General features: G+C 40.9%; 17 protein-coding genes, 2 tRNA genes and 2 rRNA genes. 10 read left to right on the forward strand and 11 right to left on the reverse strand.

Going from position 1 to position 25,086, the window contains the following annotated elements:
- Positions 1–108: 108 nt before the first annotated feature.
- The 4 genes from HLV59_RS15375 to HLV59_RS15390 form a co-directional block, all read right to left on the reverse strand.
- Positions 109–2,999, reverse strand: a 23S ribosomal RNA gene (locus HLV59_RS15375).
- Positions 3,000–3,353: 354 nt separating this feature from the next.
- Positions 3,354–3,429: transfer RNA gene (locus tag HLV59_RS15380), tRNA-Ala, on the reverse strand.
- 55 nt (positions 3,430–3,484) lie between these two features.
- Positions 3,485–3,561 (reverse strand) — tRNA-Ile (locus HLV59_RS15385).
- A gap of 59 nt (positions 3,562–3,620) precedes the next feature.
- Positions 3,621–5,158, reverse strand: a 16S ribosomal RNA gene (locus tag HLV59_RS15390).
- Together the 16S and 23S rRNA genes with 2 tRNA genes alongside form the textbook arrangement of a ribosomal RNA operon.
- Positions 5,159–5,729: 571 nt before the next feature.
- Here HLV59_RS15390 and HLV59_RS15395 point away from each other — a divergent pair.
- The 7 genes from HLV59_RS15395 to HLV59_RS15425 all read left to right on the forward strand — a co-directional run bounded on the left by HLV59_RS15395 (position 5,730) and on the right by HLV59_RS15425 (position 10,669).
- The gene (locus HLV59_RS15395) at positions 5,730–6,608 is read left to right on the forward strand and encodes an MlaA family lipoprotein (protein WP_062849703.1); all 879 of its coding nucleotides are present in this window, start codon (positions 5,730–5,732) and stop codon (positions 6,606–6,608) included.
- A 111-nt stretch (positions 6,609–6,719) separates the two neighbouring features.
- Positions 6,720–7,688: an RsbU family protein phosphatase GigA gene (gene gigA, locus HLV59_RS15400; RefSeq protein ID WP_016144383.1), complete on the forward strand. Its 969-nt coding sequence runs from the start codon at positions 6,720–6,722 to the stop codon at positions 7,686–7,688.
- Positions 7,689–7,790: 102 nt separating this feature from the next.
- Positions 7,791–8,312, forward strand: a complete 522-nt coding sequence (gigB, locus tag HLV59_RS15405) for an anti-anti-sigma factor GigB (RefSeq protein ID WP_002117273.1) — start codon at positions 7,791–7,793, stop codon at positions 8,310–8,312.
- A gap of 20 nt (positions 8,313–8,332) precedes the next feature.
- A complete protein-coding gene (locus tag HLV59_RS15410; protein ID WP_171430327.1) occupies positions 8,333–9,157 on the forward strand; it encodes a carbon-nitrogen hydrolase family protein in 825 nt (274 codons plus the stop codon).
- Between the two features lie 14 nt (positions 9,158–9,171).
- The gene (locus tag HLV59_RS15415; RefSeq protein WP_005804300.1) at positions 9,172–9,546 is read left to right on the forward strand and encodes a DUF4951 domain-containing protein; all 375 of its coding nucleotides are present in this window, start codon (positions 9,172–9,174) and stop codon (positions 9,544–9,546) included.
- 165 nt (positions 9,547–9,711) lie between these two features.
- Positions 9,712–10,149, forward strand: coding sequence for a MarR family winged helix-turn-helix transcriptional regulator (locus HLV59_RS15420; protein ID WP_171430328.1), 438 nt, complete (start codon positions 9,712–9,714; stop codon positions 10,147–10,149).
- Between the two features lie 88 nt (positions 10,150–10,237).
- Positions 10,238–10,669 carry an organic hydroperoxide resistance protein gene (locus tag HLV59_RS15425; RefSeq protein WP_002117290.1) on the forward strand — a complete coding sequence of 144 codons (432 nt, stop codon included), beginning with the start codon at positions 10,238–10,240 and terminating at the stop codon, positions 10,667–10,669.
- Positions 10,670–10,725: 56 nt separating this feature from the next.
- Here HLV59_RS15425 and gspE read toward each other — a convergent pair whose 3' ends face one another.
- Positions 10,726–12,216 (reverse strand): type II secretion system ATPase GspE, encoded by a 1,491-nt coding sequence (gene gspE, locus HLV59_RS15430; RefSeq protein WP_002117200.1) that lies wholly within the window; start codon positions 12,214–12,216, stop codon positions 10,726–10,728.
- A gap of 96 nt (positions 12,217–12,312) precedes the next feature.
- Between gspE and HLV59_RS15435 the strand changes: the two genes are divergently transcribed.
- Positions 12,313–13,134: a hypothetical protein gene (locus HLV59_RS15435; RefSeq protein ID WP_002117309.1), complete on the forward strand. Its 822-nt coding sequence runs from the start codon at positions 12,313–12,315 to the stop codon at positions 13,132–13,134.
- A gap of 9 nt (positions 13,135–13,143) precedes the next feature.
- Positions 13,144–14,061: a mechanosensitive ion channel family protein gene (locus HLV59_RS15440; RefSeq protein WP_057105225.1), complete on the forward strand. Its 918-nt coding sequence runs from the start codon at positions 13,144–13,146 to the stop codon at positions 14,059–14,061.
- Here the strand turns inward: HLV59_RS15440 and HLV59_RS15445 are convergent.
- The gene (locus HLV59_RS15445) at positions 14,051–16,852 is read right to left on the reverse strand and encodes a DUF2339 domain-containing protein (RefSeq protein ID WP_171430329.1); all 2,802 of its coding nucleotides are present in this window, start codon (positions 16,850–16,852) and stop codon (positions 14,051–14,053) included. The genes HLV59_RS15440 and HLV59_RS15445 overlap by 11 nt on opposite strands.
- A 154-nt stretch (positions 16,853–17,006) precedes the next feature.
- Between HLV59_RS15445 and polA the strand changes: the two genes are divergently transcribed.
- Positions 17,007–19,778, forward strand: a complete 2,772-nt coding sequence (polA, locus tag HLV59_RS15450) for a DNA polymerase I (RefSeq protein WP_171430330.1) — start codon at positions 17,007–17,009, stop codon at positions 19,776–19,778.
- Positions 19,779–19,832: 54 nt separating this feature from the next.
- Here polA and HLV59_RS15455 read toward each other — a convergent pair whose 3' ends face one another.
- Genes HLV59_RS15455 through ppx form a run of 5 tightly spaced genes read right to left on the reverse strand, consistent with a single transcriptional unit; the run spans position 19,833 to position 24,932 of the window.
- A complete protein-coding gene (locus tag HLV59_RS15455) occupies positions 19,833–20,402 on the reverse strand; it encodes a YggT family protein (protein ID WP_016142164.1) in 570 nt (189 codons plus the stop codon).
- A gap of 21 nt (positions 20,403–20,423) precedes the next feature.
- Positions 20,424–21,260 carry a pyrroline-5-carboxylate reductase gene (gene proC, locus HLV59_RS15460; RefSeq protein ID WP_080648644.1) on the reverse strand — a complete coding sequence of 279 codons (837 nt, stop codon included), beginning with the start codon at positions 21,258–21,260 and terminating at the stop codon, positions 20,424–20,426.
- Positions 21,235–22,515 (reverse strand): tRNA lysidine(34) synthetase TilS, encoded by a 1,281-nt coding sequence (tilS, locus tag HLV59_RS15465; RefSeq protein WP_267313498.1) that lies wholly within the window; start codon positions 22,513–22,515, stop codon positions 21,235–21,237. Before tilS ends, proC begins: the two co-directional genes overlap by 26 nt.
- 56 nt (positions 22,516–22,571) lie before the next feature.
- Positions 22,572–23,393, reverse strand: coding sequence for an acetyl-CoA carboxylase carboxyltransferase subunit alpha (locus HLV59_RS15470; protein WP_031947391.1), 822 nt, complete (start codon positions 23,391–23,393; stop codon positions 22,572–22,574).
- Between the two features lie 18 nt (positions 23,394–23,411).
- A complete protein-coding gene (ppx, locus tag HLV59_RS15475; RefSeq protein WP_031947390.1) occupies positions 23,412–24,932 on the reverse strand; it encodes an exopolyphosphatase in 1,521 nt (506 codons plus the stop codon).
- Positions 24,933–25,086 lie beyond the last annotated feature (154 nt).

The following is a 25,086-nucleotide window of genomic DNA, read 5'->3' on the forward strand; positions in this document are numbered from 1 at the left end:
CTGATTGAATCTGAATTTGTTCATTTTAGCTAGTAGTATAACTAAATCAAGTTGCTTTGCATGTTTATGAATCGATTGATGCTTCATATACAACTGCTTGGGTGTTGTATAGTCAAGCCTCACGAGCAATTAGTATTGGTCAGCTTCACATATCACTATGCTTCCACATCCAACCTATCAACGTCCTAGTCTCGAACGGCTCTTTAGAGGAATAAATTCCTAGGGAAATCTTATCTTGAGGTAGGCTTCCCGCTTAGATGCTTTCAGCGGTTATCCCTTCCGAACATAGCTACCCGGCGATGCGACTGGCGTCACAACCGGTACACCAGAGGTTCGTCCACTCTGGTCCTCTCGTACTAGGAGCAGATCCTCTCAAATTTCCAGCGCCCACGGTAGATAGGGACCGAACTGTCTCACGACGTTCTAAACCCAGCTCGCGTACCTCTTTAAATGGCGAACAGCCATACCCTTGGGACCTGCTTCAGCCCCAGGATGAGATGAGCCGACATCGAGGTGCCAAACACCGCCGTCGATATGAACTCTTGGGCGGTATCAGCCTGTTATCCCCAGAGTACCTTTTATCCGTTGAGCGATGGCCCTTCCATACAGAACCACCGGATCACTAAGACCTACTTTCGTACCTGCTCGACTTGTGGGTCTCGCAGTTAAGCGCGCTTTTGCCTTTATACTCTACGCGTGATTTCCGACCACGCTGAGCGCACCTTCGTACTCCTCCGTTACTCTTTAGGAGGAGACCGCCCCAGTCAAACTACCCACCAGACACGGTCCTCGTCCCGGATAACGGGACAGAGTTAGAACCTCAACATTACCAGGGTGGTATTTCAAGGACGGCTCCATTGGAACTAGCGTTCCAACTTCAAAGCCTCCCACCTATCCTACACAAGTAAGGTCAAAGTTCAGTGTCAAGCTGCAGTAAAGGTTCACGGGGTCTTTCCGTCTAGCCGCGGGTACACTGCATCTTCACAGCGATTTCGATTTCACTGAGCCTCTGCTGGAGACAGCGCCGCCATCATTATGCCATTCGTGCAGGTCGGAACTTACCCGACAAGGAATTTCGCTACCTTAGGACCGTTATAGTTACGGCCGCCGTTTACTGGGGCTTCGATCAAGAGCTTCGCTTACGCTAACCCCATCAATTAACCTTCCAGCACCGGGCAGGCATCACACCCTATACGTCCACTTTCGTGTTTGCAGAGTGCTATGTTTTTAATAAACAGTTGCAGCGGCCTGGTTTCTGCGGCTGTCGTCAGCTCAGGAAGCAAGTTCCATCACCAACAACAGCGTACCTTCTCCCGAAGTTACGGTACCATTTTGCCTAGTTCCTTCAGCAGAGTTCTCTCAAGCGCCTTGGTCTACTCGACCTGACCACCTGTGTCGGTTTCGGGTACGATTCCTGTGTAACTGAAGCTTAGAGACTTTTCCTGGAAGCATGGTATCAGCCACTTCACTGTACAAGTACAGCTTGCTATCGGATCTCAGTATAGAGTACCCCGGATTTGCCTAAGATACATACCTACATCCTTCCACCTGGACAACCAACGCCAGGCTGACTTAACCTTCTCCGTCCTCTCATCGCATTACACAGAAGTATTGGAATATTAACCAATTTCCCATCGACTACGCCTTTCGGCCTCGCCTTAGGGGTCGACTCACCCAGCCCCGATTAACGTTGGACTGGAACCCTTGGTCTTTCGGCGAACGGGTTTTTCACCCGTTTTGTCGTTACTCACGTCAGCATTCGCACTTCTGATACCTCCAGCATACTTCTCAATACACCTTCATCGGCTTACAGAACGCTCCCCTACCACTTGACTAATGTCAAATCCGCAGCTTCGGCACATAGTTTTAGCCCCGTTACATCTTCCGCGCAGGCCGACTCGACTAGTGAGCTATTACGCTTTCTTTAAAGGGTGGCTGCTTCTAAGCCAACCTCCTAGCTGTCTATGCCTTCCCACATCGTTTCCCACTTAACTATGATTTTGGGGCCTTAGCTGGCGGTCTGGATTGTTTTCCTCTTGACTACGGACGTTAGCACCCGCAGTCTGTCTCCCGGATAGTACTCATAGGTATTCGGAGTTTGCATCGGTTTGGTAAGTCGGGATGACCCCCTAGCCGAAACAGTGCTCTACCCCCTATGGTATTCGTCCGAGGCGCTACCTAAATAGCTTTCGGGGAGAACCAGCTATCACCAGGCTTGATTAGCCTTTCACCCCTATCCACAAGTCATCCCCTGGCTTTTCAACGACAGTGGGTTCGGTCCTCCAGTTAGTGTTACCCAACCTTCAACCTGCTCATGGATAGATCGCCTGGTTTCGGGTCTATACCCAGCAACTAAACGCCCTATTAAGACTCGATTTCTCTACGGCTCCCCTATACGGTTAACCTCGCTACTGAATATAAGTCGCTGACCCATTATACAAAAGGTACGCAGTCACCGAACAAGTCGGCTCCCACTGCTTGTATGCATGCGGTTTCAGGATCTATTTCACTCCCCTCACAGGGGTTCTTTTCGCCTTTCCCTCACGGTACTGGTTCACTATCGGTCAGTCAGGAGTATTTAGCCTTGGAGGATGGTCCCCCCATATTCAGACAAGGTTTCACGTGCCTCGCCCTACTCGTCATCATTATGTGTGCCCTTTCGTGTACGGGAATATCACCCTCTACGTTCGCACTTCCCAGAGCGTTCCACTAAAACACACATAACTTAATGGGCTGATCCCCGTTCGCTCGCCGCTACTGAGGGAATCTCAATTGATTTCTTTTCCTAAGGGTACTGAGATGTTTCACTTCCCCTCGTTCGCCTTGCAACACTATGTATTCATGTTGCAATACCTACCTTAAAGTAGGTGGGTTCCCCCATTCAGAAATCTCCGGATCAAAGGATATTTGCCGCCTCCCCGGAGCTTTTCGCAGGCTATCACGTCTTTCATCGCCTCTGACTGCCAAGGCATCCACCACATGCACTTAATTACTTGACTATACAACCCCAAACAGTCGTCAACACCTACAAGTGAGTGTTGTCCGTGCGATTCTTCATCGCTACTATCTGTTGTCTGTGTACTTAAACACTGTACAGCTTCAATCTAAATTCATATACCAAAACGCTTGATTCAGTTAATTTGCTAGTTCTCAATTCATTCAGATTAATTGCTTAATCTAAACTCTTGAGTGAACAATTTATTTCAGACTCAATTTTGCCAATCTGTTAATGAATAAACATGCCTTCGTCAGGTCATGCTTAATACCGTGATACTTAAATCACAGAAGTTAATAAACCAAGATCCTAAAATCTCTATTTACTAATTTCTGTAATCCGAACTTCTCTTAAGTTCTGGTGGAGACTAGGAGAGTCGAACTCCTGACCTCCTGCGTGCAAAGCAGGCGCTCTACCAACTAAGCTAAGTCCCCAGCTTACATCATCAGTCATGTATCTTTTATCTATAACTTTAACCAGTCAAAGTCATGGTGGGTCTGACAAGACTTGAACTTGTGACCCCACGCTTATCAAGCGTGTGCTCTAACCAACTGAGCTACAGACCCTCAGATACATCTATGAAGAACAACTTGTTGTGGATTCTTACCAATCGTCAATCTTTCGTTAAGGAGGTGATCCAGCCGCAGGTTCCCCTACGGCTACCTTGTTACGACTTCACCCCAGTCATCGGCCACACCGTGGTAACCGCCCTCTTTGCAGTTAGGCTAGCTACTTCTGGTGCAACAAACTCCCATGGTGTGACGGGCGGTGTGTACAAGGCCCGGGAACGTATTCACCGCGGCATTCTGATCCGCGATTACTAGCGATTCCGACTTCATGGAGTCGAGTTGCAGACTCCAATCCGGACTACGATCGGCTTTTTGAGATTAGCATCCTATCGCTAGGTAGCAACCCTTTGTACCGACCATTGTAGCACGTGTGTAGCCCTGGCCGTAAGGGCCATGATGACTTGACATCGTCCCCGCCTTCCTCCAGTTTGTCACTGGCAGTATCCTTAAAGTTCCCGACATTACTCGCTGGCAAATAAGGAAAAGGGTTGCGCTCGTTGCGGGACTTAACCCAACATCTCACGACACGAGCTGACGACAGCCATGCAGCACCTGTATGTAAGTTCCCGAAGGCACCAATCCATCTCTGGAAAGTTCTTACTATGTCAAGGCCAGGTAAGGTTCTTCGCGTTGCATCGAATTAAACCACATGCTCCACCGCTTGTGCGGGCCCCCGTCAATTCATTTGAGTTTTAGTCTTGCGACCGTACTCCCCAGGCGGTCTACTTATCGCGTTAGCTGCGCCACTAAAGCCTCAAAGGCCCCAACGGCTAGTAGACATCGTTTACGGCATGGACTACCAGGGTATCTAATCCTGTTTGCTCCCCATGCTTTCGCACCTCAGCGTCAGTGTTAGGCCAGATGGCTGCCTTCGCCATCGGTATTCCTCCAGATCTCTACGCATTTCACCGCTACACCTGGAATTCTACCATCCTCTCCCACACTCTAGCTAACCAGTATCGAATGCAATTCCCAAGTTAAGCTCGGGGATTTCACATTTGACTTAATTAGCCGCCTACGCGCGCTTTACGCCCAGTAAATCCGATTAACGCTTGCACCCTCTGTATTACCGCGGCTGCTGGCACAGAGTTAGCCGGTGCTTATTCTGCGAGTAACGTCCACTATCTCTAGGTATTATCTAAAGTAGCCTCCTCCTCGCTTAAAGTGCTTTACAACCATAAGGCCTTCTTCACACACGCGGCATGGCTGGATCAGGCTTGCGCCCATTGTCCAATATTCCCCACTGCTGCCTCCCGTAGGAGTCTGGGCCGTGTCTCAGTCCCAGTGTGGCGGATCATCCTCTCAGACCCGCTACAGATCGTCGCCTTGGTAGGCCTTTACCCCACCAACTAGCTAATCCGACTTAGGCTCATCTATTAGCGCAAGGTCCGAAGATCCCCTGCTTTCTCCCGTAGGACGTATGCGGTATTAGCATTCCTTTCGAAATGTTGTCCCCCACTAATAGGCAGATTCCTAAGCATTACTCACCCGTCCGCCGCTAGGTGATAGTGCAAGCACCATCACCCCGCTCGACTTGCATGTGTTAAGCCTGCCGCCAGCGTTCAATCTGAGCCATGATCAAACTCTTCAGTTAAAATCATTTTGCACCTTATTAAAGACAAGGTGCCAATTCTGGCTCATCAATTACTGACTTAAATTTCGCTCAAATAAACTTCGAGTAATTTAAACCAATCAATCAATGAAAATTATTTCGATTAATCAATCAGTAAAAATCCACACAAGTTGTTCTTCAATTCTCTTAATGATCTTCTTACTGGTTCGTCACCAGCAAGCTAGGTCGGCTATATTACTCTTAATCTCTTAAAAGTCAACAGGTAATTTCGATATTTTTAAAACTTATCCTCTAAACCAACTTCTCATCAAATTCATCACTTAAAGCAACCAATCTAATCACAAGTAACTGTTTTTCAACAAGTTTCTATCTGCATCACCGCCGATGGATGTGCATTATAGACCATCCTAACTCCTTTGCAACCCCTTTTTTAAATCAATATCATCAACTGGATACTTTTTAGGCTTTTTAGCATTTTATCTATATTATTTGATCAATTTTACATTGATAATAGGTTATCAATTTTGTATTAAAACATATCTCCACCCAACTGCACATTAAGTATTAGCCTGGCTGGCGGTTAAGGAATTATATGAATTATTCTAATTTAATTTTACTAAGCGTGTTATCTATAGGTGTTTGCACCTCTATATATGCTCAAGAAACTACTACAAGCGACCCTTCTGATGCTAGCTCATTAGAAAATACAGCGCCCACTCATCACCGCTCACAAATTATTCAAGATTTAAAAAATATTAAAGTTAAAGATTTAAAAATTAATGCAAATGCTGCACAACCAGATCCTGTAAAAGATCCATTACAATCATTAAATCGTCCAATTTATTCATTTAATGATATGTTGGATCGAAATTTTTTACGTCCTGTTGCTGTTCAATATAAAGAAAAAACTCCAGAAGATGTACGTGGTTCTTATCGCCAGTTCCGTAAAAATCTTGGAGAACCATGGAATGCAGTTAACCAGCTTATTCAAGGTCGTCCTGGTCGTGCAGCAAAAACTTTAGGTCGCTTTACAATTAATACATTAACGACTCTTGGTTTAGCTGACCCAGCAAGCCGTTTAGGTTTACCGACTGAAGAAGAGAATTTTGGTGTAACGCTCGGTTACTATGGTGTTCCTTCTGGCCCATTTCTTATGTTGCCTTTTTTTGGACCAAGTACTTTACGTGATGGTTTTGGTTTAGCTGTAGATGCCCAAGCTCGTCCTCAGAAATATGTTATGGATGATCAAGACGGCCTTTACTGGTCAAGTAATATGTTACAAGCTGTTGATACACGTGCTCAATATCTAGATTTAGATCAAACCTTACAGGGTGATCAATATGCCATGATTCGAGACTTATATCTCCAACGTAAAGCATTCCAAATTGCAGAAAAAAAGGGCGACTCAGCTGATGTATCTTTCATTGATGATGATTTAGAAGATACACCAGATGAGAATCAAAACCCTTAAAACATGAAATCAAGGTATTGCTCGGATTAAGAGTTTGGCAATACCTTGATTTTGATCATACATACTCTATGATGAATAAAGTGATCATATAAAAGGACTACCATCTCTTCTATGTATTTTATTAAACCGACACGCTCTATTCCTTATTTAGAGCAAGCTTTGGATAAATTGCCAGGCTTACAAGTCATTAACATAGATGATTTAGATTTATATGATCCAACCATCATTGCAATTGCAGATGTACAAGATTTCCTAACTTATAAATGGAATTTACCAACAATTGTGATTGCTTTTGAACATGAAGGTACTGCTTTAGCTCAAGCTTGGGAGGCTGGTGCTCTAGCAGGTTGGGTGTGGAATCAATTACCTAACGATTTAAATAAAGCATTATCAAGAATTGATGCGCAATATAAACGCAATCAAGATAGTCGTGATTTGCCTTCGGCTGCTGAACTACAAAAAAGACTATTACCCAATCCAATTGATCTATTAAATTATCAAGTCGAAACTTTTTTTCAGCCTTCAGCTTATCTTTCTGGTGACTGGTATGACTACTGGAAATTAAATGATAAAGAAGTTTTATTCTATCTTGCCGATGTTTCAGGACATGGCGTAACCAGTAGTTTATTAACATCATGGATGGCAGCTTTCCATGGCCGTTCTAAAACACCAAGACAGTTAATAAAAAAATTAAATGGGATGTTGGTTCAAGAGAATATTGAAAAGCACATTACCATTGTGGTCGGTATTTTAAATCTAGAAACACATACGCTTCGCTGGTCAAGTGCAGGGCACTACCCTCCTCCTATCATTTTTGAACCTAATCAAGCTCCGAAAATTCTAACAACCAGTAGTTTTCCATTAGGCTTAACTGATGAACTCGAAGTTGAAGAGCATGTTTGTACATTAAACCATCAATCACGATTCATTGTTTGCTCGGATGGAGCTCTTGAACCTTTTGATGGTGGCTTAAATGATCAGTTCCAACAATTGGTTCATCATTTGCAAAATCAATCATTTCAAGCACCCGATCATGTAGCTGATGACATTGCCATCTTTAGTCTTTGTCGAATGAATTAATTTACGAATCAATTAATTACATAATATACGACTTAAGGACTCTTGAGTCTGCGATGGCACTATGTGATAATTTTTCTATCCTTCTCTGAAAATGGCATTTATATGTCAACAGGTCATGTTGAATATGCAAGTTTAAATGGAACGCATATTTTCAAACTTATTGGTGAAGTGCGAGCCCATTCTTGTATAAGTCTAGACAAACTTTTAAACAGAATTGAACAGCAAGAGAATGTTGTTGGTGCAATCGTTGATTTAACCCAAACAACATTTATTGATAGTACGGTATTAGGCATCCTGGCTAAGCTAGGTTTAAAGCTTAAACAAACTCATCATATTCAAGCTGTGATGCTATCTACCAATCCAGATATCACTACCTTAGCCAACAGTATGGGGCTAGGGCAGGTTTTTGTCATTTTGAATTACTGTGGCGATCCTAACGTTTGCACATTAACGTTAACTGATGAACAGATCACTCATAATGCAATGCTAAGAACTGTTCTGGATGCACATAAGACATTGATGAAACTCAATGCAAACAATCAGAACATGTTTGAGCCACTTGTGAAGCAGTTACAGAAAGAACAAGATACGCTTGAACAAGTATCTGACAAGCAAAATGCCTGATTTTTAAGCCGGACTAGAATATGACCCTTGTTTCTGTTGCTCAAATGAACTCTCAAGATGATATTGAAAATAATTTTCAAGTCATTGAGTCTTTGATTCAACAAAGTAAGGCACAAAATGCTAGCTTGATTGTTTTCCCCGAAAACTTTGTATGTTTTGCTGCTGGAAAACAGCGCGAAACAGCCAAGCAATTTGAGTCTATTCAACAAAGGCTTGAGAAACTGGCGCATCAATATCAAATCTGGATTGTGGCCGGCACCTTACCATGCCCATTTCGTCCAGATGGATCTACTATTCAAGATGGTCGAGTCCGGACGGTTAGTCTTTGTATCAGCCCTGAGCGTACAGAAGCACGTTATGACAAGATCCATTTATTTGATGTACAAGTGGGTGATGCTGTCGGTGGTTATCAAGAGTCTCGTTTCTTTGAACCTGGAACAGACGTAGTAGTCACATCTACCCCTTTTGGCAATATTGGCTTAATGGTATGTTATGACTTACGTTTTCCAGAGCTTGCTCTCACCCTGAGACAACAAGGCGCTCATATTCTTACTGCTCCTGCTGCGTTTACCTATACAACTGGACAAATGCACTGGCAGCTTTTGCTACAAGCTCGAGCAATGGATAGCCAATGTTATGTTTTAGGCGCAGCACAACAGGGCTGGCATGGTGAAAAACGACAGACTTGGGGACACTCTGGGGCAACAGATAGTCGTGGCCAAATTTTAAGTATGATTGGATATGAAGGGAGTGGTTTAATCACTGTCCCCTTTGATTTAACAGCACAAGAACTCACCCGCTCATCAATGCCTCTGATGACTCACCGTAAATTGATTCATTATTAAAAGTTTAATTATTCATGTGGAAATACTTATTTAGCATTTTTTGCTTGGGGGCAAATATTCATTGTTATGCAGAGTTTGGTACAACAAATCATTTTGTTTCGCCTGCTGCACAACTCAATTCAGATATTCTTCCAGCAACTCCTAAAAATATCCCCTTACCCGCTTTTGGCCAAAGAATTATTGGCTGGGGTACGGGTGCAGAAGGTGCAAGACAACGTTTAGAAAATATTCAGCCTGCAGATGTTTCTGTGATTAAAAAACAAGGCACCACGCTTGAAATGATTACTGCATGGCAAGACTTTTATGAACAAGAGCAGCAACGCAATGCAAATAATCCTACCGCTAAATATCGTGCGCGTTTAATGAAAAAAATTGCAGATTTGTGGTAAACACTTTCATCTAGAATATTTTTATCTTATGGAATAATTGATGTAATTATTCCATTTTTTATGTGCGTTAATTTGTTTTATTCATAACCTATTCTGATGAACATTTAAGAAACTGAATAGAACGCGATATACTACAAAAGCAATATTAGTTTCTTTGAGGAATATATGGACCAAGACTGTCAAAACTTAAAGCTTGAGAATCAATTATGTTTCCTCATTTATTCAACAAATTTAGCGCTTAATCAACTCTACAGAAAACTTCTAGCGCCTTTGGGCATTACCTATCCCCAATATTTAGTGATGTTAGTGTTGTGGGAACAGGATCAAGTGACTGTTTCAGAAATTGGAGCTAAACTTTTTTTAGAATCATCTACCCTTACCCCTATCTTGAAAAAATTAGAAGCCCAACATTTGCTTCATCGTACCCGTTCATCTCAAGATGAAAGACAAGTGATTATTACGTTGAGTGATGACGGAAAAAAATTAAAAGATCAAGCAATGCATATTCCGGCAGGTGTACTAGAAGCAAGTTCATGTGATATGACCACGCTAATAGGCCTCAAAGATCAACTTACTAAACTCCGTACAAATATAGCTAAATAATCACCAATTTTTTTACAAAATTGACTTGTCAAAATAATTAAGTCGTGTACGATATATTTGTATTCAATTTATTTTAGGAATAAAAAAGATGTCATTAGAAAAAGTTGTTTATCGTGCAAAGGCTAAAGCAACTGGTGGTCGTGATGGCCGTGCGACTTCATCAGACGGCGTATTAGATGTACAACTTGGTGTACCTAAAGAAATGGGTGGCGCTGGTGGTGCTGTAACAAATCCAGAGCAATTATTCGCAGCTGGTTATTCAGCATGCTTTTTAGGTGCTTTAAAATTTGTTGCAAACCGCGATAAATTTAATATTAGTAAAGATGCTTATGTAGAAGGTGAAGTAGGTATTGGACCAATTCCTACAGGTTTTAGCATCGAAGTAACTTTAAATGTTTACTTAGTGGGTATGGATCGTGAAGAAGCTGAAAAGTTAGTTGCAGCAGCCCATATTGTTTGCCCATATTCAAATGCAACTCGCAACAATATTGATGTAACCTTTAATATTGTGACTGAATAAGTTTTGATATTTAAAAAATGCCCGAATCAAATCGGGCATTTTTTACATCTTAAATATTATGCTTCACTTGCTTCATTGGTTACACGAAGCACTTCTTCGAGTGTAGTTTTACCTGCAAGTACTTTGCGCAAACCATCATCACGAATAGAACCTGAATACTCACGAGCATGATTTTCTAATTCATATTCAGCTGCATTACCATGAATCAGACGGCGCATGGGCTCATCAACTGGTACGATTTCATAAATCGCTGTACGTCCATTAAAACCTAAATGTGAGCAATGATCGCACCCTTTGGCTTCAGGTAACTGCAACAACGGTTCATTATGAATATGCTGAAAAACCTGCTTCTCAAAAGTATCGGCTTCACGCCATGTCATACAATGTGGACATAACGTACGAACCAAACGTTGAGCAATCACACCAATTAAAGAACTTGATAATAAAAAGGGTTCAATTCCCATATCTTTAAGTCGGGTAACAGCCCCAATAGCGGTATTGGTATGTAGTGTTGATAAAACCAAATGTCCTGTTAAAGATGCTTGAACTGCAATTTCAGCCGTTTCCAGATCACGAATCTCCCCCACCATTACCACATCAGGATCTTGACGTAACATTGCTTTTAAAGCACGAGCAAATGTCATATCCACTTTGGTATTCACTTGTGTTTGACCAATACCTTCGAGTTGATACTCGATTGGATCTTCAGCAGTTAAGATATTACGAGTATTGTCATTTAGATCAGACAAAGCTGCGTATAAGGTGGTCGTTTTCCCCGAACCAGTAGGCCCTGTGACCAAAATAATACCGTGAGGACGATGCACTAACTGAGTTAAACGCTCATAGTCATTAGCCATTAAACCCAAGTGAGTCATGTTGAGTCGGCCCGCTTGTTTATCAAGCAAACGCATAACGACCCTTTCACCATGTGACGATGGCAAAGTTGAAACACGCACATCCACTTCACGACCAGCAAGACGTAAAGAAATCCGTCCATCTTGTGGTACACGTTTTTCAGCAATATCGAGCTTCGCCATAACTTTAATACGCGAAACCAGTAGAGGCGCCAGCTCACGGCGTGGTTGTACAATCTCACGTAGTTGACCATCTACACGTAATCGTACAGATAGTTTCTTTTCAAAAGCTTCAATATGAATATCAGAAGCCCCTACTCGAATTGCCTCAGAGAGTAGTGCATTGATCAGACGAACAATAGGTGCGTCATCTTCTTGGTCCATCAAATCTTCTGTTTCGGGAACCTGGTCGGCCAAACTCAATAAATCCGGATGGTCTTCTAAACCAGCTGCAACTTGTTGTGATTCCCCTGTATCACCTGCATAACTCGTACTTAAGAGCGTATTAAATTCTTGTTCAGTACATAATTGATAATGAGCTGGCTTACCCAAGATACGTCTTGCTTCCTGCAATGCAATTTTTTCAGTGTTTTGACGTCTAATAATAAATACCTGATCACCGTCATAACGAAATAAAACACCATGACGCTTGGCAAAACTATATGGAACTTGTATTTGTTTCAATATTTGCATCACAATTTATAATGATGAGTAAGATGATTTTGAGTGTACTCTAAGCAGATTACAGCGTGAAGTCTGTTTAACAACTCGGTAGAGGAATTTTGCGTCTTGTTTGAAAATAATGAATATCAGCCTCGCCCCCAGAATTCTTTAAAATGGTGGGGTGAACAGCACTTTGAAATTAACCAGTCCAAAGCATGGCAATTCGGTTCAATGCTCTTTCGTTTAACACGTGGCATAAAAGAATGGCGCATCGAATATTATCGTCCCTCTCTTCAAGACGATAATGAACAAGATTGGCACCCAATTGCCGATCCACATTTTGCCTTTCCGCATACGGTTCAAGTAGAACGTTACATGTTTCGAAAGACCAACCCAGAATTTTTACTGATGCCACGTCTGGCAGATCGTTCTGTGGTTATTAAACCTGTTGATCCTATTTATATTCCAGCAGGTCAACGTGGGACTCTATATATAAGTACACCATTATGGATTGCAGGCTTAGTTGAAAGTCAGCATGAACCTTTGTTTGAGATTCCTGTAATTCAGCCTAAAGATACGTGGTTTGGTCCTAATGCGCAGCAAGGAGAAATCTGTTATGCCACTTCCGTTGATGGACGTACTGATTTAAATCTATTAACACCACGCGCTTTCCGTGCTGTTACTCCAATTGACTTTCACAACACAAGTAATCATCAATTACGCTTTGATCGTATGAATGTGCCAGTTACTGCTCTTCCTCTTTTTTATAGTGAAAGTACTGGTCGTTTATGGACTTCTCAAATTAAAGTTTATTATGAGGGTTCTGATCGTCCTGCACGTATTCGTATTGAAAATCGTACGCCACCTCTTGCTGGTGAAGTGACCTATGTTCACCCGCCACGCTCACCTGGTGGAGCATTATTCAATATGTTTGATTCATTCTTTTAAGAGGTTTATATGGCCGATTCAAATATTCCAAAAGATATCGCTGATAGCCTCAAAAGTATATTTACCAATATCAACACCGAACGTATTAGTGAAATTTTAGTCGCTGTTGTACTATGTTTCATTGGCTTTGTTCTTGCTCGTATTATTTCGAATACGTTTATTAGAACCATTGGCTCACGTTTTAATGCTCACCAACGCCTTGTATGGCGCCGTGGTATTTTTTATTTTATTTTTTTACTCTTCATCATGACGAGTTTGAAAGAAGCTGGGTTCAAACTTAGTGTATTCCTCGGTGCAGCAGGGATTTTAACTGTAGCTCTCGGTTTTGCATCGCAAACATCTGCCAGTAACTTGATTAGTGGTTTATTTTTGATTGGTGAAGGTTCATTTGAAGTCGGTGACACGATTCAGATCACCCTTATTCGTGGCAACACAATTGAAGGCGAAGTCATCTCCATTGATTTGCTTTCGGTCAAGTTACTTACACTCGACAATGTCTATATTCGTTTGCCAAACGAACAACTCATTCGTGCCCCCGTACACAACTTATCTAAATATCCGATACGGCGTATTCCAATTACACTTGCAATTAACTTCCACGAAGACATTATTAAAGTTCGCGAAGTTCTACTAAATGTGGCAGCGAATTATCCGCTCGTGTTAGATGACCCAAAACCTGCTGTTACGGTTACGGCATTCAGAGAATCATCAATTGAACTTTTATTTGCAATGTGGTGTAGACAAGAAAATTCTTTAAAAGTTCGGGATGAAATGCAAGAACGTATCCGAAATGGATTTTTGGATAATCAAATTGAAATTCCTGTACCGAAAATGGGCTTAATTGATCGACCACCTACCGCTTTTGCTGAAGATGATATCGATCAATACAGTAATCAAAAAGAATTAAAACGAGAGCCTAAAGCTTAGGCTCTTGATTCTTCTCTACAGAAGATGGTGGTAATGGCGCAAGATAAGCAATAATCAACATTACCCCACCCGCTCCAATAAATGAGATGACGCGAGTTAATGTCGCACTTTGCGATAGATCAAGCAAAATTAGCTTTAATACAACAATACCTAAAAGCGCAGCCCCTACAAACCAGAGTTGACGAATCATTTTACGACTAGAGAATGTAGTTAATACAAATGCCAAAATAACCCAAAGCAATGTCAAACTTAACTGCACTTCACCATTTGTCCAAATTGAAGCACTCCACAATGGCGTCGCCCAGTAATGGTGCAAGCCCCTGACAACCACACTACTAAACACCAATAACCCCACTAGAATGGTTGTGATTTTAAAAGTCCATTCCAATGACTTATCTTGATCAAAAGTATGTTGATAAATAATAAAGAGCAAACCTGCAAATACTACAATTGAAAGAAAGTCAGTTAAGTTAATCAAAGGAACAAAATAAAGATATTCGGCAGAATGGCGATCAATACTCACGACTAACAACCACAGTAGGCTCAAACACCACACTGGAATTTGATGTAACAGTATCGTTTTATAAGCTTTATACGCCCATAGGGAATAAACCACAGGAACGAAAGCCAGAGCAACAACTGGCATTTGTGGAAAAATAGCCAAACCAACTATCGCTAATGCTAACCAGCTTAAACCAGCCCAGACGTTTAAGTATCCAGATTCATCTGACTGCGGTTGAGCCATAATAAATAAAATACTAAGAATAATGGTACTCACAAGAAAAGTACCCTGTCGTAATATGTCGGCCCATTTATACAGCGTGAATACTTGGCTGGTAAAGGCTTCACCCAAAATTAACAACAGTAACAGGCTAATTAAAATTAACTGCAAACTTTGCCATTGCACACGTAATTTATAGTGAACAACTGCACTAAATATTGCTATTAGAGCAGTGGCAAACATCAAATATGGACTCAAACCATGATGATGCCATGTCATTATTTCTACACCAGCTACGGCGCCCGCGTACATACCTAAGCATAAGAAAATGCCACTAATCATGCTGGCACTAAAATAACGTTGTTCTTTACTGTTGTATTGCAATAAATAAAAGGCAGAAATAAATTGAGCAAGTGCATATATGCTTGTACTTAGCGTTGGGAACTCTTCATTTGCCCACACCTGATAAAACAGTGCAAGTGAGCTGAGTAAGACTAAAACTACACCAATATATCGGCTTAAACGGTAGCGTTCAGTTACTCCCCATACAATTAAAGCCGTACCTTGAGCTACCCAACCAATGGCAGTCCAGTGTGCTCCTTTTGCAAGTGGGAAAATTAAGGCAAAAAATGCAACCGCGAGAATGAAAAAGCTTTTTGCAAGAACTGAAAGCTGAGGATGAGTCTTTTTAATCCAGAAAGTTAATATTGCATATGTACCAGCCAAAACAGCAGCACCAATCGTCAACGCTTGCGTAGACTCATGTACTAAATAGGCATGTAATGTAAAGCCCAGTACAGGAACACTAAAAATAAGGCCTACATCTAATAGTGGAGGTAAACGAATGCCCTCTTGTTTTTCATGTGCCGAAACACGAGATATATTTTGGCTATAACGCACACTGAGCCAAATAAACAGCGCTATATGAAGCCATAAGATCCAGTCTAGTGTGTCAAATTTTGTTGCTTCTGCATAAAATGCGATTGCGCTACCACCAATAAACATGGTAGCAAAGAAAGAAATTTGATTTAAAATTTTCCAAGGCTGAATAAAATTAACAGCGGCAACCGCAAGATTAATAACAAGATAGTAGCTAAATAAGAAGACTACATCTGGGCGGTATTGCGGAATAACTAAAGGAGCCGCATAGGCCATACCGAGTGCTAAAATTGCTAAATAAATAGCTTGTTGTTTTAAACTCAGGAAGACCGTAATAGCTAATAAAATCGCAAACAGAATACTCGCTGTAGTTAAGTTGGCGATTACACCAAAATGATGAGAGAACACAAGCGTTAAGAATACAACTGCTAAACCAACACCTTGCAAGGCCACAGCAAAAAGCTGGTTTTTCTTTTGCAAAGTATATCCAAATGCTGTTAATACACCTCCAGTAATGGCAATAAAACCAAGTTTGACACCCAAACTAAGTTGCCAGTGCTCACTTGCAAAACGTAATAACAACACCACCCCAACCATAAGCACAGCAACAGCAACTCTTAAAATTGGATTGCCATGAATCATCCAATCTACAGCTGGTTGCCACCATGCAGTTTTTACAGGAGTCGGTTGTTCTGTTTGATTGAAAGTTGCCGTTTCGGCAGGGCCTAGCATGCCAGTATTGTTGAGGCCAACCTGCTCTAGCGCTGGATTTATAACTTCAGACTGTATGGTCTCATTTGCATGAACAGTTTGTTTTGCCGATTCGAGGTACAACAGTCGAGTATGAAATGCGCTGATGGTTTGAATTAAACATAGCAATAAAACCAGTAAAGCCCCACCAGCAATCCACATCCAATGATTTATATAAGCAACTAATGCAACCAAGGCGGCTGCATAAATCACTGTTCTTTGCATGTGAATAGAATAAAGTGGCGTTTTCTGATGAGAAAACTGCTGTTCTAAATGAGTTAAGCGCTCATGTAGATTTGACAGTAATTGAACTAGAATGACAGTAAGTGCAATAGATAAAGCAACAACAGCACTCTGAAATTTAAAACCAATTGAAATGGCTAAAAACAAAGTCAAAGCGATCAAAACAATGATCATTCCCTGTTTGTCTTTTTTATACATGGGCTTAGCAATATGACACCTTCATTACAGGTCATCTTACTTCAAGCCAATACAAGCGTATATTTATACATACAAAATACTGCAAAAATCATAAACCTGCATTCATAGCCGTTTTCACGTAAAATACCCGTAATTCAGATTAAGGAATTGTTCAATGCCACCATTTGTCTTGGTTGATGGGTCCTATTTTTTATTTCGTGCATATCATGCATTACCACCATTGACGACCTCTACAGGGTTACATACCAATGCAATACGTGGAGCAATTTCTGCCATTCAAAAATTGATGCGTCGTATGCAACCAACACATATGGCTGTCATTTTTGATACGCCTGAGCCAACTTTCCGCCATAAGCTTTCACCTATTTATAAAGGCGATCGCCCAACCATGCCGGAAGAGTTATCTCAACAGATTCCATATTTGCATGCATTGATTAAAGCGCAAGGAATTCCTTTATATAGTCTTCCGGGTGCAGAGGCAGATGACATTATCGGTACGCTCGCTAAACGTGCCGTAATCGAAGGCCATCATGTACTTATCTCAACCGGAGATAAAGACATGGCTCAGCTCGTCAATGATCATGTAAAACTTGAAGATAGCTTTAAAGATCGCGTACTCGACACGGACGGTGTATTTGAAAAATTTGGGGTTTGGCCAAATCAAATTATCGACTATTTAACCCTCATGGGCGATGCATCTGACGGCATCATGGGTGTGCCTGGTGTAGGTGCAAAAACAGCAGCTAAGTTACTAACTGAATATGGCACTTTAGACAATATCATTGCCAATGCAGACCAACTTAAAGGCAAACTTAGTCAAAATATTAAAGATAACTTAGAGAATATTAAGCTTGATCATCAGCTAGCTAGCATTGTCTGTGATCTTCCCTTAGAACTCGACTGGCATGAATTAAAGCTTACCGATCCAAACGTAGAAGCTCTACGCAATCTCTATACTGAACTCGAGTTTAGAAATCAGTTACAGTCGCTTGATCATCCCAACAATCCAAATAGCTCGAGCTATAAACAACAAGCTTCACAGACTGTTGTTCAAAATGAAGTTAAACCTGCTGAATCTATAGAAACTGAAGATCAAGCAAGCTTAACTAGTCAAGATGACCAGCTTGGAACAGCAAATTATCACACTGTTTTAACCCAAGAAGCATGGGATCAGCTCTGGCAATGCATGCAAAATGCCGATCATTTTGCTATTGATACAGAAACTACAAGTCTGGACTATCGTATTGCAGAGATGGTCGGTTTTTCAATCGCATTTGATGCGAAAGATGCCTACTATGTTCCATTAGCGCATAATTATGAAAATGCGCCGCAGCAACTAGATCGTGATCAAATTCTGGCTCAAATTAAGCCTGTGCTAGAAAATGAAGCAGTTAAAAAAATTGGTCATCACCTTAAATATGATGCCCATATCTTTGCCAATCATGGCATAGAACTTAAAGGCTGGTATTTCGATAGCATGCTGGCATCTTATGTACTAAATGCCGCTGCTACTCGTCACGGCATGGATGATGTAGCTCGTGTCTACTTGAGCCACTTAACCACCACTTTTGAACAAATTGCGGGTAAGGGTGCCAAACAAAAGACTTTCAATCAAATTGAGATTGAAGTTGCTGCTCACTATGCAGCAGAAGATGCACATGTGACTTATCGTTTGTATGAAGTGCTTTCAAACAAACTTAAGCCATTTCCTGAGCTAGAAAATATTTTATATAACATCGAAATGCCAGTTGCCCGTATTTTATCGGGTATGGAAGAAGATGGTATTCGTCTAGATCATGCTTTCTTAGATAAATTAAGCGTTGAATTTGCAAAAACGATGGAAGGGCTTGAAAATCAAGCGATGGAAATTGCAGATGAAACTTTTAATATTGCATCTCCAAAACAAGTAGGCGAAATACTATTTGATAAATTAGGAATTAAAGGCGGTAAAAAAACTGCAACTGGACAATACAGCACCAGTGAAAGTGTTTTAGAAAAAATTGAACATCCTTTAGCGGAAATTATTCTAGAGCATCGCGGTTTAGCAAAGCTAAAAAGTACCTATACAGATCGTCTAGTTGAGCAATCTCATAACGATACGCATCGTGTACATACGAGTTATCATCAAGCACTCACAGCAACAGGCCGCCTCTCCTCTTCTGATCCTAATTTACAAAATATTCCAATTCGTAGACAAATTGGTCGTCAAATTCGTAAAGCATTCATTGCACCCGAAGGCCGAGTACTATTGGCTGCCGATTACTCGCAAATTGAATTACGTTTAATGGCACATTTTTCTCAAGATGATGCTTTAGTACATGCATTCCAGCATGGACAAGATGTTCACCGTCGTACTGCTGCCGAGGTATTGGGTATTGCAATTGAAGATGTGACCAATGACCAACGCCGTCAAGCGAAAGCAGTTAACTTTGGCCTACTGTATGGTATGTCTGAGTTTGGTTTAATTCGTCAGTTAGGTTTCACACGTCAAGAATCGCAAAACTATATTAAGCAATATTTCCAACGTTACCCTGGTATCTATGAATATATGCAACGCACACGTCAAGTTGCATCAGAGCAAGGCTTTGTTGAAACCATTTTAGGTCGTCGCCTTTATACGCCTGATATTGATGCCCGAAATGTAATGGTACGTAAAGCTGCTGAACGTGCTGCGATCAATGCACCGTTACAAGGTAGTGCGGCTGATATCATTAAACTTGCAATGATTGAGGTTGATAAAATCTTGCCAAAAGATCAAGCTAAGTTACTTCTTCAAGTACACGATGAATTAGTATTTGAAGCAGATCAAAATATTGCCGAAGAACTCTCAAAACAAATCGCAAGTGTCATGGAATCAGTAGTAAGAATTTCTGTGCCTTTAGTTGTTGAAGTTGGGCAAGGGCAAAACTGGGATGACGCCCATTAATTAGCAGAAATAAAAAAAGGGCTGTGAAATACAGCCCTTTTTTCTTGCGTTAACTTAAAGTCCAGTTAAAAGAACTTTAGCCACTTCATTCATTAAAATCTCGGCAATATAAAGCGCCAAAAATGCTAAAATTGGAGATAGGTCAATCATTCCCATATTAGGTAATATACGACGGAATGGTGCAAGTAATGGTTCAGCTAAATCTTGAATTACTTCAATATAAGGTGAACGCGATTGAGTGAACATCACCACCCAACTCAAAATGATTGTTGCAAAAATTAAATAACGGCAGAAACGAATCAAATCTTGAATCATCGTCACAAATGTCAGAATCACTAAGTGAACTGGACTATTTGGCATAGAACCAGAAAGATACATCACACCGAAAATTTTCAGTAAATATAAAATAATTAAAAGAACCAACGCAGCCAAATTAAATCGGCCTTTTGCGACCGTCGGAAAAATTCGGCCAAAAATATCAACAATTTTAGTCGCCTTTACAGTCGATAAAACCACAGGATTATAAGGACTTACTGCCGCCAATTGCATTAAAAAACGGAAAAAGACCAATAAAATCGCGACATTAATTAAAATTCCAAAAATTAGCGCAGAATTTGCACCCATAGTTGTCTTATCCTATTTAAGCTATTTCGCACTGTCACTCAATTCTTGAGCCAATTCTTGACTACGCTTCTGTGCAGCAGCCAATGCAGATTGAATATTTTGGGAGATTTGTGCACGGTCAAAAACTTCAAGTGCAGCTTGAGTTGTGCCATTTGGCGATGTCACATTCTTACGAAGTTCAGAAGGAGTATTTGAACTAGTAATTGCCATTTGAGCTGCACCTAATGCCGTTTGAAGAGTCAACGCAGTTGCAACTTTTTCATCAAGTCCTAAATTTTTACCCGCACGGATCATACTTTCCATCAGATAAAAGAAATATGCAGGACCTGAGCCAGAAACCGCTGTTACCGCATCAATTTGAGCTTCGGAGTTTACCCAAATTGTTAAGCCTGTGGCTGCTAAAATCTGACTTGTTAATTCACGATCCGAAGTACCAACTATCTCATTTGCATAAATACCATGCGCACCCGTCTGAACTAGAGCTGGCGTATTTGGCATAACTCGAACAACTCGATTGCTATCAATTAAGTTTGATATCGTTTGGATTTCAGCACCAGCAATAATTGAAATAACCAATTTATCTGATAATAGACCCTTTAAAGGACGTAAAACAGTTGCCAAAACCTGTGGTTTTACTGCCAGTACAACAACATCAGCATTTTTAATTGCAGCTACATTATCTTGTGTCACATGGACTTCTTTTTCTTGCAATAATTGGCGGATTTGCTCAACAGGATCTGAAACGGTAATACGTGTTGGCGGTAAACCTCTTGAAATGAGCCCGCCAATCAAAGCTTGGGCCATATTCCCACCACCAATAAAACAGATATTACTATTTACTGCACTTGTCATAACCATATTCGCCATTTACCAGATTACAAGAATAAGAAATTAAATCTGGTTGCCATCCTCCTTGCTCACAATACGGAGACTGAGCCAACCAAAATCCTTTCGGTGTAAAAACCCCAAGCATAACATTATCTACGACTAATATTTGAATTGTATGACGAAGCCAAGGCAAAATATGTGCCTCTTGAATTGCTTTTTTTAAGGGCCATTGCCCAACGCGACCATATAAATGGATTTTTTCACCACCTTGACGACCAATTATTTTTAATTTTTTAGCCAATAAAGATGAAGATAACCCCATTTTTTTTTGTGTAATTTGAAAATGTCCTGAAGCGCAATCCACTATTTCCCCCATTTGGAAATAATGCTCTGTCTCGGTTTCAATTGGGTTTAATTTTTCAGCAAGAAAAACTTGCTTGCTCAACCTATAAAGATGATGTTGATAACGTACATAGTAAAACTGGTTCCAGTGTAATGCTGCTTGTGCATCAGACTTTGAATCAATTACTTCATTTTTTAAGCGCTCAACCATTTCAAATGCAGGCCGATATTGTCCCTCACCTTTCATCCAAACCGAAAGCAATTGACGCTGACGGGCAGAGGATAATTTTAATAGCTGAGTTAAATCCAAACATTCATCCGTCCCACAATTTTGCAAATCAATTTTTAAAACTTCTTCTAAAATTTCAGAAGCATCTTGCATCAAATAGCTGGTACGACTAAGTGCTTGCTGCATTTTTGGAAAACGGTTTTGTAATAAGGGCCAAAGTTCTTCACGCGACCATGCCCGATCATAATGAATATCATAATTTGTAGGGTCAACTACATACTCAATCTCAAGCTGAGCAGACCATTCGACAATTTGCTCACGGGTTAAATCTAAAAAAGGTCGCCAAATTGTCATATCTTCGCGATGATCAATAGACTGCATAGCAGCCAGCCCATCAACCCCTGCACCCGATAATAACCGTAACATCACTGTTTCAGCTTGGTCCTGCTGATGATGAGCAAGCACTAAAATTTCGTTGGCTTGTAAATGTTGTAGATAAGCTTGGTAACGCGCCTGACGTGCCTGAGCTTCCAAATTACCATCAGTAACTTGAACTTTTTGAATGATATAAGGAATATTTAAACTCGTAGCCTGTTTAGCAACAAGTTCCCCCCACTCTGCACTTTTTGATTGCAGTTGATGATCTATGTAAATTACTCGGATCTTTTGAGGGAAAATTTGAGACATCAAATATAGCAGCAGCATTGAATCCATGCCGCCACTACATCCGATAAGAAAAGTATTATTTTCTAAAGACTCTTGAGCCTGTTTTAAGACGTGATGCCTAAATTTTCGCTGCCAAACTTCATTAAACGTTGATAACGTGCTTCGCATCGTTCATTTGCATCCATTGGTAGCAACTCTTCCAAAGCTTGCTTCAAAACTACTTTTAGGTTTTCCATGACTTGCTCAGGGTCTAAATGAGCCCCTTCACCTTCATCTACTACATATTCAACAATACCTAGAGATTGTAATTTATCTGCTGTCAAACCTAAAGCTTCGCTTGCTTGAGCTGCTTTTTCAGCAGTTTTCCACAAAATAGATGCACAGCCTTCTGGTGAAATCACAGAATAAATACTATGCGACAACATGATTACTCGGTCAGCAACACCAATACCTAAAGCACCACCAGAACCGCCTTCACCGAGTACTGTTGCAACAACAGGAACTTTCAAACTTGAAAGTTGAGCAAGACTCGTAGCAATTGCTTCAGCTTGTCCACGCTCTTCAGCACCAACACCCGGGTAAGCACCCATCGTATCAATAAATGTGAAAACCGGAAGATTAAAACGTTCAGCCATATCTAATAGGCGTTGAGATTTACGGTAACCTTCTGGGTTAGCCATACCGAAGTTGTGCTTTAATTTTTCACGGGTACTACGACCACGGTGTTGGCCAATAACCATCACAGGCTGACCATCAAAACGAGCAAGACCACCTACCATCGCACCATCGTCACCAAACAAACGATCACCATGCAAGGCATCAAACTCTGTAAAGATTTCACCGACATAATCTAGAAACTGCGGACGATCAGGATGACGTGCAATTTGAACCGTTGTCCACGCTTTGGACTGAGTAGCTTTTTTCATAGGTCGAATATTATCCCTTTAATCGATAAATTTTTCCGACTGAATATTCAATTCAATGTCCCAATGCTTAAACTGCTCTTGCTCATCATGCAAGTCGGCAACTAACAATGGCCATTGTTTGGCATCACCAGAAACACTAAGCTGCCATTGTTGATCATTTATGATGGTCAGTTCAATGGCAGGAAGCATCTGATCACTTCGACTATGGTTGAGTAAAACTGCTAGGCGAAGTAATAAACATAGATAAAGTAATTTATTTCCACCAGCCTTCAAAATTTCGTTTTTTACATCATTTCGCAATTTACGACGGTGGTGAGCAACCAAATGTGAAAGATGGTTTTGATCAATTTGTGAGAAGCCTGGAATATCAGAATGCTGCAATAAATAAGCACCATGACGGTGATAACCACCATGACTAATTGCTAAACCAATTTCGTGCAAATACGCAGATCGACGCAGTAAGTCACTGTCTTCACTGGTTAAATTAAGTGACTCTGCAACACTATCAAATAATTGTTGTGCTGTATTCACAACTCGTTCTGCTTGTTTTGGATCTGCATTATAACGGCCCATTAAAGCCTGTACACTACGATCACGGATGTCTTCATGTTTAAAACGACCTAATAGGTCATACATGACTCCTTCACGTAATGCACCATCAGAATATGCCAAACGATCAATTTCTAAAACTTCAAAAACTGCGTACAAAATTGCCAATCCGGCTGGCAAAACTGCTCGTCGGTCTTCTCGAAGTCCTTCAAAATCAATTTCAGAAATATTTTTAAACTTAAGTAACTTATCTTTGAGTTTATATAAACCCTCTCGAGTGACATTTTCTTGTTCATCACTCAAGCCCATATTCACCATGATTTGGCGACAAGCTTTAATGGTTCCACTAGAACCAACTACAGTATCCCAACCTTCCATTTTATAAGTTGTTGCAATAGCTGAAAGTTCTTTACGCGCAGCAACTACTGCTTTATCAAAGGCTTTTTGTGTGATTTCACCATCAGCAAAGTAGGCTTTTGTATAAGCCACACATCCCATTTGCAATGACTCTGTATAAATAGGTTCGAACTCTTCGCCAATAATGAACTCAGTAGAACCACCACCAATATCTACAACTAAACGTCGACCACCATTTGCCATAGTATGCGATACACCGAGATAAATCAGACGCGCTTCTTCTCGCCCAGCAATAATCTCAATAGGTTTAGGCAAAATCTCTGCTGCTTTTTGGATAAATTCATGACCATTTTTTGCCTGACGCAAAGCATTGGTTGCCACAATTCGTAAGCGATTCGGTTGAACAGAACTTAGTCTTCCAACAAAACGTGCTAAACATGCTAAACCACGCTGCTGAGCCGCTTCTGTTAAGTTTTTATTCTCATCTAAACCAGCTGCAAGCTGTACTTTTTCTGACATCGAAGCAACTTTTTTAACTTCACCATGGTCTACCCGTGCAATTGCAAGGTGAAAACTGTTCGACCCCATATCTATGGCGGCAAGTAATTCTTCATCAATCAGAAAGTCAGACATTATTGAACTAAACCCATAACAATTCACGCCTAGAGTAATTCACAAGAATGCAATTGAAAAGCCATTTTCATCAACAATTAGCTGTGATTTAAATTTTTCTATTTATAAGTTGATTGTACAAGTCGATGATGAATATCGTGAGCATCCATTAGAC

The organism is Acinetobacter lactucae (assembly GCF_013122135.1).
GTDB lineage: Bacteria > Pseudomonadota > Gammaproteobacteria > Pseudomonadales > Moraxellaceae > Acinetobacter > Acinetobacter lactucae.